The 12,668-nt window shown below is 63.6% G+C and carries 10 protein-coding genes; 3 read left to right on the top strand and 7 right to left on the bottom strand.

Going from position 1 to position 12,668, the window contains the following annotated elements; genetic code table 11:
- Window positions 1–2: 2 nt before the first annotated feature.
- The 6 genes from aat to RQ479_RS07170 form a co-directional block, all read right to left on the bottom strand.
- Window positions 3–620: a leucyl/phenylalanyl-tRNA--protein transferase gene (aat, locus tag RQ479_RS07195; RefSeq protein ID WP_376704571.1), complete on the bottom strand. Its 618-nt coding sequence runs from the start codon at window positions 618–620 to the stop codon at window positions 3–5.
- Between the two features lie 15 nt (window positions 621–635).
- Window positions 636–1,979 carry an acetyl-CoA carboxylase biotin carboxylase subunit gene (accC, locus tag RQ479_RS07190; protein ID WP_023674822.1) on the bottom strand — a complete coding sequence of 448 codons (1,344 nt, stop codon included), beginning with the start codon at window positions 1,977–1,979 and terminating at the stop codon, window positions 636–638.
- A 19-nt stretch (window positions 1,980–1,998) separates the two neighbouring features.
- On the bottom strand, window positions 1,999–2,457 hold the full coding sequence (accB, locus tag RQ479_RS07185; RefSeq protein WP_376704570.1) for an acetyl-CoA carboxylase biotin carboxyl carrier protein: 459 nt from the start codon (window positions 2,455–2,457) through the stop codon (window positions 1,999–2,001).
- 26 nt (window positions 2,458–2,483) lie between these two features.
- Window positions 2,484–2,918, bottom strand: a complete 435-nt coding sequence (aroQ, locus tag RQ479_RS07180) for a type II 3-dehydroquinate dehydratase (RefSeq protein WP_031211260.1) — start codon at window positions 2,916–2,918, stop codon at window positions 2,484–2,486.
- A 163-nt stretch (window positions 2,919–3,081) separates the two neighbouring features.
- Complete coding sequence (locus RQ479_RS07175; protein WP_376704569.1) at window positions 3,082–3,885, bottom strand: DsbA family protein; 804 nt, start codon at window positions 3,883–3,885, stop codon at window positions 3,082–3,084.
- A 70-nt stretch (window positions 3,886–3,955) separates the two neighbouring features.
- Window positions 3,956–5,350 (bottom strand): M48 family metalloprotease, encoded by a 1,395-nt coding sequence (locus tag RQ479_RS07170; protein WP_376704568.1) that lies wholly within the window; start codon window positions 5,348–5,350, stop codon window positions 3,956–3,958.
- A 145-nt stretch (window positions 5,351–5,495) separates the two neighbouring features.
- Here RQ479_RS07170 and RQ479_RS07165 point away from each other — a divergent pair, with 145 nt between their 5' ends.
- Both RQ479_RS07165 and RQ479_RS07160 read left to right on the top strand, forming a co-directional pair.
- Window positions 5,496–6,644, top strand: coding sequence for a pyridoxal phosphate-dependent aminotransferase (locus RQ479_RS07165; RefSeq protein ID WP_376704567.1), 1,149 nt, complete (start codon window positions 5,496–5,498; stop codon window positions 6,642–6,644).
- Window positions 6,645–6,655: 11 nt separating this feature from the next.
- Complete coding sequence (locus RQ479_RS07160) at window positions 6,656–7,603, top strand: glutaminase (RefSeq protein ID WP_376704566.1); 948 nt, start codon at window positions 6,656–6,658, stop codon at window positions 7,601–7,603.
- Between the two features lie 98 nt (window positions 7,604–7,701).
- Here RQ479_RS07160 and RQ479_RS07155 read toward each other — a convergent pair whose 3' ends face one another.
- Window positions 7,702–10,686, bottom strand: a complete 2,985-nt coding sequence (locus RQ479_RS07155) for a ribonuclease E/G (RefSeq protein WP_376704565.1) — start codon at window positions 10,684–10,686, stop codon at window positions 7,702–7,704.
- Window positions 10,687–11,353: 667 nt separating this feature from the next.
- Here RQ479_RS07155 and RQ479_RS07150 point away from each other — a divergent pair.
- Entirely contained in the window at window positions 11,354–12,616 is a 1,263-nt protein-coding gene (locus RQ479_RS07150; RefSeq protein WP_376704564.1) for an N-acetylmuramoyl-L-alanine amidase, read from the top strand.
- The last annotated feature ends 52 nt before the right edge of the window (window positions 12,617–12,668 follow it).

Genomic DNA, 12,668 nt, shown 5'->3' with positions numbered 1-12,668 from the left:
AGTTATGGAAAAAAAACGGCCTCGCCCTTCAGCGCCTCGGCCAGCATCTTCTCGTATTTGCCGCGCGGCACGTCGATCGCGCCGAAGCGTTTGAGATGCTCGGTGGTGAACTGCGTATCGAGCAGTGCAAAGCCGCGCGCCTTCAAACGTTCGACGAGGTGAACCAGGCAGGCCTTCGACGCGTCGGTCTCCCTGGCGAACATGCTCTCGCCGAAGAACACGCGGCCGAGCGATACGCCGTAGAGGCCGCCGACCATCCGGTCGTCGTGCCAGGCCTCGACCGAATGGCAATGGCCCATCCGATGCAGCTCGATATAGGCTTCGCGGATCGGTGCGTTGATCCAGGTCGACCGCCGTTCCTCGCGCCTTTCGGCGCAGGCCTCGATCGTAGCCTCGAAGTCGAAATCGATGCGGAACTCGAACAGGTTCTTGCGGATCGTCTTTCTCAGGCTTTTCGGTATGTGGAACCCGTCGAGCGGAATGATGCCGCGCGTCTCCGGCCGCACCCAGAACACTTCGGGGTCATTGGCGCTTTCGGCCATCGGGAAGACGCCGGAGGCATAGGCTTTGAGCAAAAGGTCGGTCGGGATGCGATAACCGGGTGCGTAGGGACGGGTCATCGCTTCGCCCCTGTATCACTCGCCTTCGGCCAGGTATTTTTCCAGCCAGTGGATGTCGTAGTCGCCATTGGCGATGTCGGCGTTGCCGACGAGGTCGCGAAACAGCGGCAGCGTCGTCTTGATGCCGTCGACGACGAACTCGTCCAGCGCACGCCGCAGCCGCATCATGCACTCGACGCGGTTGCGGCCGTGCACGATCAGCTTGCCGATCAAACTGTCGTAGTAGGGCGGGATCTTGTAGCCGGAATAGACGCCGGAATCGACGCGGATGCCGAGGCCGCCCGGCGTGTGGAAGTGGGTGATGGTGCCCGGCGAGGGGGTGAAGGTGCGCGGATCTTCGGCGTTGATGCGGCATTCGATGGCATGGCCGTGGAAGCGGATATCTTCCTGGCGCACCGAAAGCCCGCCGCCCGAGGCGACGCGGATCTGCTCGTGCACGAGGTCGATGCCGGTAATCGCCTCGGTCACCGGATGTTCGACCTGCAGGCGCGTGTTCATTTCGATGAAATAGAACTCGCCGTCCTCATAGAGGAATTCGATGGTGCCGGCGCCGGAATAGCCGAGATCGGCGATCGCCCTGGCGCAGACGCCGCCAATATGCGCGCGCTCCTCCGCATTGAGCGCCGGCGAGGGCGCTTCTTCCCAGACCTTCTGGTGACGGCGCTGCAGCGAGCAGTCGCGCTCGCCGAAATGCACGCCGCGCCCGGCGCCGTCGCCGAACACCTGCACTTCGATATGGCGCGGCTTCTGCAGATATTTCTCGATATAGACGGCGTCGTCGCCGAAGGCCGCACCCGCCTCCGAGCGTGCCGTCTGCAGCGCCACCTCGAGGTCGGCCTCGCTACGCGCCACTTTCATGCCGCGCCCGCCGCCGCCGGCCGACGCCTTGATGATCACGGGGTAGCCGATCGCGGCGGCAATGCGCTTGGCTTCCTTGTCCTCGGTGACCGCGCCGTCGGAGCCGGGCACCACGGGAATGCCGAGGCGTTTTGCGGTGCGCTTGGCCTCGATCTTGTCACCCATGATGCGGATATGGTCGCCCGTCGGGCCGATGAAGGTGATGTTGTGCGCGGCGAGGATGTCGGCGAACTTGGCGTTCTCCGACAGAAAACCGTAGCCGGGATGCACCGCGTCGGCGCCGGTGATCTCGCAGGCGGCGACGATCTGGTGGATATTGAGATAGCTGTCGCGCGACGGCGGCGGGCCGATGCAGACGCTCTCGTCGGCGAGACGCACATGCATGGCGTCGGCGTCGGCGGTCGAATGCACCACCACCGTCTGGATGCCGAGCTCCTTGCAGGCGCGCAGCACCCTGAGGGCAATTTCGCCGCGATTGGCGATGAGAATTTTCTGGAACATCTTTCGCCTGTTCCCGGCTCTACTCGATCACGACGAGCGGCATGCCATATTCGACCGGCTGCGCATCTTCAAAAAGGATCGCCGTCACCGTGCCGGCGCGCGGCGAGGGGATCTGGTTCATCGTCTTCATTGCTTCGATGATCAGCAGCGTCTGGCCTTCCTTGACCTTCTGGCCGATTTCGATGAACGGCCTGGCGTCGGGCGACGCTGCCAGATAGGCGGTGCCGACCATTGGCGAGGCGACGGCGTTCTTCGACACATCGGGCGTCGCCGGGGCGACCGCTGCCGCGGGCTGCGCGGCTGCCGGCGCATAGGCCGGCTGGGCTGCGGCGACCGCATGGACGGCCGGCGCCTGCCGCGAGACGCGCACCTTCAGATCGCCCAGCTCGACCTCGATCTCGGTCAGGTTGGTGTCGTTCAGTATGCCCGCCAGATCGCGGATCAGCTGCTGGTCAACACCGTTCTTCTTTATCGACATTTTCGAGCCTTCTGTTTGTTGGCCGGTCATAGGCGTGCAGCCAGCGCCTGCAGCGCCAGCGTGTAGCCGAGCGGCCCGAACCCGCAGATCATGCCGACGGCGACCGGCGCGACCATGGAAACGTGGCGGAATGGTTCCCGCGCGTGGATGTTGGAGAGATGCACCTCAGCGACCGGCAGCGGCGCGACAGCGCGGATGGCATCGTGAATGGCGATCGAGGTATGGCCGTAGGCGCCCGGATTGATGACGATTGCGGCGGCCTTGTCGGCGGCCTCCTGGATCCAGTCGACGAGGTCGCCCTCATGGTTCGACTGGCGGAAATCGATCTCCAGCCCAAGTGCGGCACCCGCCTGCTTGCAGTCGTCGGCGATCGCGGCAAGCGTCTTGCCGCCATAGATGCCCGGCTCGCGCTTGCCGAGCGCGTTGAGATTGGGGCCGTTCAGGACGAAAACCGTTTTCAAAAAATGCCGACCTTTCCCGGCGCGGCTAAGCCGGCGCGCCGGACCCTCTATAATGGGCATAGACGCTGGCGAAAAGAGCGCAAGTGCGTTCTTTCGCCGTCCACAACAGCCGGAAAACGGCCCGTGGCGGAAACCCGCAGCGTAATCGAAACCCGAACGCTAATCAGAGCGCGGCCTTCGCCGCCTCGATCTTTTCGGCCAGCACTTCCTGGCCAAGCGCGCCGAACACCACCTCGTTGCCGACGACATAGGACGGGGTTCCGGTGATGGCGAGCTTGGTGGCGAGATCATAGGTCTTGGAGAAGGCCTCGGTGATGCTCGGATCCTTCATCTTTTCGCGCAGCGTCGCCTCGTCGGCGCCGAGCGACAGCGCCACCTTGATTGCCGCCGCCTCGGTGGCGCGCCCCTGGCCGCCAAGCAGCGCGTTGTGGAATTCGCCGTATTTCTCCGGCTTCATCAAATGGAAGGCCATCGAGACGACGCTCGCCTTCTGCGAATCCGGGCCGAGGATCGGGAACTCCTTGAGTACGAAGCGCAGGTCCGGATCGGCCTTGGTCAGCGCGCGCATGTCGTCGATGGCGCGTTTGCAGTAGCCGCAATTATAATCGTAGAATTCGACGATGGTGACCTTGCCGTTCGGATTGCCGACAACACCGTCGAATGAGGAATTGAAGATCTGGTCCTTGGCGTCTTTGATCACGCCGAGACTGGCGACGCGCTGTTCCTCCTTCTGCTTGGCCTCGAGTGCCTGCTGGGCTTCCAGAAGCACTTCCGGGTTCTTCAGCAGATAGTCGCGGACGATGCCTTCGACTTCGGTGCGGTCGAGCTTGCTTTCCGAGGATGCCATCTGGACAAGCTGCGCCGTGCCGGCCGTCGCCGTCTGCGGATTGCCGGCGACGAAGCCGACCGCCAGCATGGCGAGGGCCGCTGCCACTCCGGTAGTGCCCAGCAGAATTGCCTTGGTCATGATCCTCGATCCTCTTGCCTGTGTTCGGGTCCGCTCGGTTTGGCTGTGTCGCAGCGTGCGTCCGAAAGGTTCACTTCTTCTTACCTGATGGTGCGTAGTTTATTATGTCCTGCGCGCGAAGCCAGCCCGGCTCGCCCCGCTTCATGCTCTGCTGCGCCCGCATGGCGAAGATCTTCGCATTCTTGTAGTCGCCGGAATAGAAATGCCCTTCGGCCGTCGCAAGCTCGGCGGCCGGGATGTTGCCGAGTTCCCCATAGGCCTGTGCCAGATAGCGGTATCCGGCGGCGTTTTCGCGATCCCGTCCCAGGCCAGTGTTGATCTGCGCCACCGCCTTCTTCAGCGAATCCTGCGTGCCGATGGCCATTAGCGCCTGGCCGTAAGAGACCGGCAGCAGCCCGGATCGCGCCGGATCGAGGCTGACCGACTTGGCATAGGCGTCCGCCGCATCCTTCGGTCGGTTCGCCTTCATCAGGATGTCGCCGCGCAATTCCTGGAAATAGGGATTTTTCGGCTGTTCCTTGATCAACGCGTTGGTTTTGGTGAGCGCCGAGGCCAGATTGCCGAAAAGATAGGTCATCTGCGCGTCGCCATAGCGCGAGGCGAGGCTGCCGGGATTCTTGCGCATCAATCGCGACGCCGCGGCCTGGCCTTGCATATAGGCGGCGATCTTGATGCGCATCATATCATGGCGCTGCTGCAGTGCCGGCGGGTCGACCTTGTCGACGTAAGGGCTCTGCTTCACCAGCACTTCGAGATTGGCGATACGCTCCTGCGGCATCGGATGGCTGATCCTGTAGGGATCGACTTGCGCGCCCGAGAGCGACAATGCGTTCTGGAAGCGGCCAAACGTCTTCAGCATGCCCATGCCGGACTGGCCGGTAGCATTGAGATAGGTGATCGCGGAGCGGTCGGCGGTCATCTCCTCGGTGCGTTGATAGGCGAGGATGCTGCGTTGCGCCATCTCGCCGCCGCCGGCCACCACGCCCATGCCGGCGCCGGCGAGACCGCGGCTGTTGCTGGTGGCGCCGGCCACCATGGCGCCGGCGCCCAACAACGTCGCCAGGATCGCCATCGTCTTGGCGCGCTCGAGCTGTTCGCGCAATTTTTGCTGGTGCCCGCCGGCGATATGGCCGGCCTCGTGGGCGATGACGCCGATGATCTCGTTGGGCGTTTCGGCCGTCATCAGCGCGCCGGTGTTGATGAACAGGCGGCGGCCGGCAACAAAGGCGTTGAAGCTCTGGTCGTTGACCAGCACGATGTTGATGGCGTCGCCCGACAAGCCCGCCGCCTTGAAGATCGGCCGCGCGTAATCGCGTACCAGCGCCTCGATCTCGGCATCGCGCACCACCGGCACATTCTGCGCAAAGGCATTGACCGAGCCGGTGATGGCGACCACCGCGGCAAGCGAAAGCGTCGCGAAGGCGCGCGCTATCCTGGCGATCGTCGATTTGGGTCGGCTCAACATGGCAGGTCCACTGGTAGACGAGTGGGCGAAGGATGAAAAGTCGGCAGCCTAAACTTACCGAACTTGTGATCCCCACACCAATCGGGCATTTGTGCGGCGCGGCCAGCATGGCCGGCACGTGCGGACAAGTGTGGTGGATTGAAAAATGGTTGTTTCGCTTTCGCGCCGCGGCGCGGTCGAACCGTTCCACGCCATGGACATCCTGGCCGAGGCGAATCGGCTGAAAGCCAAGGGCCTGCCGGTCGTTTCCATGGCCGTCGGCCAGCCTTCCGATCCGGCGCCGGCCGGGGTTCGCGAAGCGGCGGCCAATGCCCTGAAAGCAGGCCGCATCGGCTATACCGACGCGCTGGGCCTCGCCGGCCTGCGCAAGGCGATCGCGGCGCATTATGGCGAGCATTACGGGCTTGACGTTTCGCCCGAGCGGATAGCCGTCACCACCGGATCGTCGGCTGCCTTCAATCTCGCCTTCCTGGCAATGTTCGATCCAGGCGACCGCGTCGCCATCGCTGCGCCCGGCTATCCTGCCTATCGCAACATCATGGCCGCGCTCGGTATCGACATCGCCGAGATCGAGTTGGACGGCGCCGCCTATCTGCATGCCGAGCATCTGCAAGCCGCGCATCGCGAAAAACCGCTGAAGGGCGTGCTGTTCGCCAGCCCGGCCAACCCGACCGGCGCGGTCATTCCCGCCGGCGATCTCGAGGCGCTGGTCAAGACGGCGCAAGAGCTTGGCATCGCCGTCATCTCGGACGAAATCTATCATCGGCTGGCCTATGCGGCGCCCGACACGACCGCGCTTTCTTTCGGCGCGGATGTGACGGTGATCAATTCCTTCTCGAAATATTATTGCATGACCGGCTGGCGCATCGGCTGGATGGTGCTGCCGCAGGAACTGGTGCGGCCGGTCGAGCGCATCGCCCAGAGCCTCTACATCTCGCCGCCCGAGCTGTCCCAGATTGCCGCGATCGAGGCGTTCAAGGCGACGCCAGAACTGGAAGCGGTGAAGGCGCGCTATGCCTGGAACCGCGAGCTCCTGATGCAACGCCTGCCGGAGCTCGGCTTTGCTTTGGCCGCGCCCATGGACGGCGCGTTCTACGCCTTCTGCGACGTCACCAGGCACACCAATGACAGCATGGCGTTTGCGCGCCGGATGCTTGCCGAGGCACATGTGGCGGCGACGCCCGGCCGCGATTTCAATCCGCTGCAAGGCCATCGCACGATGCGCTTTTCCTACGCCGGCAGCCACGACGACATGGTCGAGGCGATGGCGCGTATCGAACGCTGGCTGAAGTAGCGGGGGCGACGATGCCGGAGCTTGAACAGGCGCCCCAACTCGAACAGGCGTTGCGCGAGGTCGCCGCCGAAATGGCGGAGCGTACCGATCGCGGCGACGTCGCCAGCTATATTCCCCAGCTCGGCAAGATCGATCCGAAAAAATTCGGCATTGCCGCGGTGACCAATGACGGCCGCGTGCTGACCGCGGGCGACGCGGACGAGGCGTTTTCGATCCAGAGCATCTCAAAGGTGTTCACGCTGACGCTGGCGCTCGGCAATGTCGGCGACGCGCTGTGGCAGCGGGTCGGGCGCGAACCTTCGGGCAACCCGTTCAACTCGATCGTCCAGCTCGAGCACGAGAACGGCATTCCGCGCAATCCGTTTATCAATGCCGGCGCCATCGTCGTCTCAGACATCCTGCTCGCCGGCCATCAGCCGCGCGAGGCGATCGGCGAGATCCTGCGCTTCATCCAGTTCCTGGCCGATGACGACACGATCATCATCGACCGCGAGGTGGCGGCGTCCGAACGCGCCACCGGCTTTCGCAATTTCGCGCTTGCCAATTACATGAAAGCATTCGGCAATCTCAATCACGAGCCGGAACTGGCGCTGGGCGTTTACTTCCACCATTGCGCGATCGCCATGAGCTGCCGGCAACTGGCCCTGGCCGGGCGCTTCCTCGCCAATGGCGGCAAGAACCCGGCGACCGGGCATTCCGTCGTGTCGGCCGAGCGCGCCCGCCGCATCGGTGCGATGATGCTGACCTGCGGCCATTATGACGGCTCCGGCGACTTCGCTTTCCGCGTCGGCATTCCCGGCAAGAGCGGCGTCGGCGGTGGCATATTGGGGATCGTGCCGGGCGTCGCCTCGCTTGCCGTCTGGTCGCCTGGCCTCAATGCCAACGGCAATTCCAGGCTGGGCTCGATCGCGCTGGAAAAACTGGCGAAGACGATGAACTGGTCGATCTTCGCGCCATAGTGCCCTGTCGCCTGGAATTGGGACAAAAGAATCCCGCGCAGCCGATCGGCAACGCGGGATTCTTTTAATCAGAAAGTCTGGCTAATCCACGGAAAAGCTTAGAAAAAACCCTTCCGCTGCCACCAGCCGGCACGCTTTGGCTTGTCCTCGGCCTTTGCTTCCTCGGTCTTTGCCTCGTCGGGGACGATCGAGGAGACGACCGGCACGACCGGAGCATCCACCGGTGCGGGCTTGCGCCGCGACGGCCGGACCTTCGGCGTTTCCTCGGCAGCCACCACTTCGGTCTCCTGCGAAACCGGCGCAGCGGTCTCGCCGGAAGCCACCGATGCCGCCTCGGCAGCCGATGTCTCGGCGCCCGCAATCTCGGCAACTGCTTCCGCCGCAACCTTCTTCGGCTTGGCCGCACGGCGCGGCTTCTTCGGCTTTTCGGCGCTCGGCATGTCGTCGTTCGCCGGAGCACGCACCGCAAGCTCTTCGGCCGGCGGCGCACCTTCCGGCTCGCCGGTCACTGGCTCTGCTTCCGACACGGCACCTTCTGTCATGGCGGCTGGCTCGCCGGCGCCGGCTTCCAAGCCGTCCTCGCCGTCCTCACGGCGATTGCGTTTGCCGCCGCGCTTGCCGCGCCGGCGCTTCTTGCCGTGACCGTCGTCCGCCGCTTCCGCCGTTTCGGTAACACCGGCCGGCGCTTCACGTTCCGCTTCGGCGGCTTGGTCGCCCGCGGCTACGAAGGTGTCGTCTGTCGGCGCCGAAACGGAAGCACCTTCCACAGCAACGCCATGCTCGCGGTCCCCATGTTCGCGGTCCCCGTGCTCGCGTTCCCCGTGTTCACGATCCTTGCCCCCGCGCCGTCTGCGGCGCTTGCGGCGCTTGCGATCGCGGCCTTCGCCTTCCTCGCCGGACCTTGGCTGCTGCGGCTGCTGGACAGGGCGTGGCTGCTCGGCCTGCACCGGTGCCTCGTCTTCCTCCTCGATGACGATCTCGTCCTCGGGTTCTTCCGGCTCGACATAGGCCGGGAACGTGCGCGCCTCGACGAAGCCTTCAGGCTTTTCGGCCAGCGCGCCGCGGAAGATGGCATAGTGTTGTGCACCGACCGTGTCATCGGCTTCGATGGTGATGGTCACGCCGAAGCGGTGCTCGAATTCCACCAGTGTGCCGCGCTTGTGATTGAGCACATAGAGCGCGGTCGCTGCCGGCGTCCGGACCGTGATGTGGCTGCGCGAATCCTTGAGCAGGAATTCCTCGATTGCCCGCACCACCATCAGCGCGACCGACGAATCGGAGCGCACATGGCCGGTGCCGCCGCAATGCGGGCACGGCTTCATGGTCGATTCCAGCACGCTGGCGCGGATGCGCTGGCGCGACATCTCCATCAGGCCGAAATGCGAGATGCGGCCGACCTGGATGCGGGCGCGGTCGTTCTTGAGGTGATCCTTCAGCCGCTTCTCGACGGAGCGGTTGTTGCGGTTCTCCTCCATGTCGATGAAGTCGATGACGATGAGGCCGGCGAGATCGCGCAGCCTCAATTGCCGGGCGACTTCCTCGGCGGCTTCCAGATTGGTGTGGAGTGCGGTGTCCTCGATCGAGTGCTCCTTGGTGGAACGGCCCGAATTGACGTCGATGGCGACCAGCGCTTCCGTCTGGTTGATGATGATGTAGCCGCCGCTCTTCAGCGTCACCTGCGGCTGCAGCATGCGGTCGAGCTGCGCTTCGATGCCGCTGCGCACAAAGATCGGCGTCGTGTCGCGGAACGGCTGAACCACCTTGGCGTGGCTCGGCATCAGCATGCGCATGAAGTCCTTGGCCTCGCGGTAGCCTTCTTCGCCGGAAACCAGGATCTCGTCGATATCCTTGTTGTAAAGGTCGCGGACCGAGCGCTTGATCAGGCTGCCTTCCTCGTAAACCAGGGCAGGGGCCGTGGATTGAAGCGTCAGATTGCGGACGTTTTCCCAAAGCCGCATCAAATATTCGTAGTCGCGCTTGATCTCTGCCTTGGTGCGGCTTTCGCCGGCCGTACGCAGGATAACACCCATGCCTTGCGGCACTTCGAGATCGGCTACCACTTCCTTCAGCCGCTTGCGGTCCTGCGCGTTGGTGATCTTGCGCGAAATACCGCCTCCGCGTGCCGTGTTCGGCATCAGCACCGAATAGCGGCCGGCCAGCGACAGATAAGTGGTCAGCGCTGCACCCTTGTTGCCGCGCTCTTCCTTGACGACCTGCACCAGCAGGATCTGCCGGCGCTTGATCACTTCCTGGATCTTGTACTGGCGGCGCACCGGCTTGCGCCGGTTGCGCACTTCTTCCAGCGCGTCTTCGGCGCCGACCGATTCGACCTCGTGATCGTCCGGATGCGAGGATTGCACCTCTTCCAGCATGCCGCGATCATTGTCTTCGGAGGTTGCTTCGCCGCTTGTCTCGGTCCCGCTTGTCTCGACCCCGCTTAGCTCGACTTGCGGGACAGCTTCCGAGATTACGTCGGCATCGACGCTGGCAGCGATGGTACTGGATCCGCCTTCGGACGGCTCGGTCTCGCCGCGATCGGCGACTTCATCGCTCTGCCCGGCGGCACCCTCGCTCTGTCCGGCAATGTCGGACATGGTGTCGTCGGCAGCGGCATCCAGGTTTTCTGCGATGGCATCTTCGCCGTTCTCGCCATTCTCACCGTCGGATGCGCCTGCCTCGCGCCTGTGCTCGCCGCGGTCGCGGCTCTTGCCGCCACGCCGGCGTCCGCGCTTGCCACGGTCGCGGCTCTGGCGGTCCTCGCCTTCGGCGGCTTCCTCGTCCTCTTCGTCCTGGGCCTCCTGTGCTTCTGCACGCAGCAGCGCCTGACGGTCGGCGACCGGAATCTGGTAGTAGTCGGGGTGTATTTCACTGAAGGCGAGGAAACCGTGACGGTTGCCGCCATATTCGACGAAGGCTGCCTGAAGGGAAGGTTCGACGCGCGTTACGCGGGCGAGATAGATATTTCCTTTGAGCTGCTTCTTGTCCTGGGATTCAAAGTCGAATTCTTCAATACGGTTACCGCGAACGACGACAACGCGTGTTTCCTCCGGGTGGGAGGCGTCTATCAGCATTTTGTTGGGCATTATTTCGTTTCCTCCCGGCAGCCGTCGGCCGCAGCTTGCAGGACAATGCCCGCTGCCGTGGACCCGGAACGTGGGTGCCGGATAATTGAACGTCCGCCGGCCGCTGCCTGAGCGCCATGGCGGTGCCGCCCGCAGCCGTAGTGGCGCGGTTTGTTGCGGACCTTTCCATGATTGCGCTTGAAGCCATCGTCACCAGCAGAACCTTTTGAACCAAAGCCCGGGAAAAACCGGACCAGCTTGTTTGCTCATACAGAGCCGGCACGGGACAATCCCGGCCGTTTTGCTCACGCAGGCGATTCCCCCGCCACGGGAGCACGCCTGCGAAAATCGTCGCGATCACCGATGCCTTCTTCGCCTGAAGCGAAAGGAGCCGTCTTGCGTCTGACCTGTAGCAGTAAGCTGCGGAGGAGGACGGTTCCAGGATTGCAGTGATCCACCATCGCTTTTATGATTTGGCGGGTTGGAAGGCAACCCCGATTCCCGATGCCGGCAAAAAGCCGTTCCGCAGCGGAAGCACAGGTCCCAAGCCTTCCATGAAAAGGCTTGGTTAACCTTCTCTGGATACCAATCGTTAATCGAGTTCGCGGCCTGCCAGCACTTTGACAAGCAATAAGGCACTTCGACAAGCAATCGGGCATGACGCCAAACGGGAGCGACTGGTAGAAAGATGGGACTGGCAGGCTTCGCAGACAAGGGCCGTCATCATGGAGGCCGGTTCTTCCGCACCGCCTGCCTGCTGCCGCTGATCCTGGCTTGCCTGCTCCTTTCGCCGCTTTCGCGTGCTGCCGACGCACCGCTCGGTGCCATAAGCTACAAGATGGCCGGCGATGCCACCAAGATGCGTATCGTCATCAATTTCGACCGCGAGCCGGACATCAAATGGTTTCTGCTGCGCGGCCCAAATCGTCTGGTCGTCGATCTGCCGGCCACGAGATTCGCCCTCAATGCCAAGGATGTGAAGCCGCGCGGGCTTGTCCGCGCCGTGCGTTACGGCGAACTCGGCGAGGGGAAATCGCGGCTGATTCTCACCGGCAAGGGACCGTTCGCCGTCGACAATCTCGACGTGCTCAAGAACGATGACGGCAACGGCTACCGCATCGCCATCGACATGTCGGCGGCGTCGCAGCGGGAATTCGATGCAGCGCTCGCCAATCAGGCGCTGACCACCGGTTCGACGGTCTCCGCCGGCAAGGCCGGCAGGGTCGGTACCGGGCCGGTCTCCAATCCGGGCCATCGATTCACCGTCGTCATCGATCCCGGCCATGGCGGCATCGACGGCGGCGCCGAAGGCCTGAACGGTACGGTCGAAAAGAGCGTGACGCTCGCCTTCGCCATGGAACTGCGCGACAAGCTCGCCGCCAGCGGCAAATACGACGTGTTCCTGACGCGTGAGACCGACGTGTTCCTGCGGCTCGACGATCGCGTGCGCATTGCCCGCCAGCGTGAGGCCGACCTGCTCATCTCAATCCATGCCGACACGATCAGCCTCAAGGGCATCCGCGGCGCAACCGTCTACACCGTGTCCGACAAGGCTTCCGATCCCGAGGCGCAGGCGCTTGCCGACCGTGAAAATCTTTCCGACCAGTTCGCCGGCATGGAGATCAAGGACGACAGCAAGGAAGTGACCGATATCCTGATCGACCTGATCCGCCGCGAGACCCATAATTTTTCGATGAGCTTTGCCCATACTCTCGTCGGCCAGCTTTCCACCAGCGTCGGCCTGATCAACAACCCGCAGCGCTCTGCCGGCTTCAAGGTGCTGAAGGCGCCGGACGTTCCATCCGTGCTGGTCGAACTCGGCTATCTGTCGAACGCCAAGGACGAAGCGCAGTTGCTCAGCGCCGATTGGCGCAACAAGGCGACCCAGAGCATAACCAACGCCGTTGCACTGTTTGCTTCGGCCAAGAGCGGAACGGGGGCCGGAGGCTGAAATGCCCGCCGGCGCCCACAACCTGAAGCAGCGTTGCACGGCGACAACACCC

It is taken from the genome of Mesorhizobium sp. ISC25, from assembly GCF_042295465.1.
In the GTDB taxonomy this organism is placed as follows: Bacteria; Pseudomonadota; Alphaproteobacteria; order Rhizobiales; family Rhizobiaceae; genus Mesorhizobium.
This window is presented reverse-complemented; position numbering and strand designations above follow the sequence as displayed.

Excerpts from the sequence above, each read along its gene's own strand:
- aat (WP_376704571.1), bottom strand. The coding sequence starts at position 620 with ATGACCCGTCCCTACGCACCCGGTTATCGCATCCCGACCGACCTTTTG.
- accC (WP_023674822.1), bottom strand. The coding sequence starts at position 1,979 with ATGTTCCAGAAAATTCTCATCGCCAATCGCGGCGAAATTGCCCTCAGG.
- accB (WP_376704570.1), bottom strand. The coding sequence starts at position 2,457 with ATGTCGATAAAGAAGAACGGTGTTGACCAGCAGCTGATCCGCGATCTG.
- RQ479_RS07175 (WP_376704569.1), bottom strand. The coding sequence starts at position 3,885 with ATGACCAAGGCAATTCTGCTGGGCACTACCGGAGTGGCAGCGGCCCTC.
- RQ479_RS07170 (WP_376704568.1), bottom strand. The coding sequence starts at position 5,350 with ATGTTGAGCCGACCCAAATCGACGATCGCCAGGATAGCGCGCGCCTTC.
- RQ479_RS07165 (WP_376704567.1), top strand. The coding sequence starts at position 5,496 with ATGGTTGTTTCGCTTTCGCGCCGCGGCGCGGTCGAACCGTTCCACGCC.
- RQ479_RS07160 (WP_376704566.1), top strand. The coding sequence starts at position 6,656 with ATGCCGGAGCTTGAACAGGCGCCCCAACTCGAACAGGCGTTGCGCGAG.
- RQ479_RS07155 (WP_376704565.1), bottom strand. The coding sequence starts at position 10,686 with ATGCCCAACAAAATGCTGATAGACGCCTCCCACCCGGAGGAAACACGC.
- RQ479_RS07150 (WP_376704564.1), top strand. The coding sequence starts at position 11,354 with ATGGGACTGGCAGGCTTCGCAGACAAGGGCCGTCATCATGGAGGCCGG.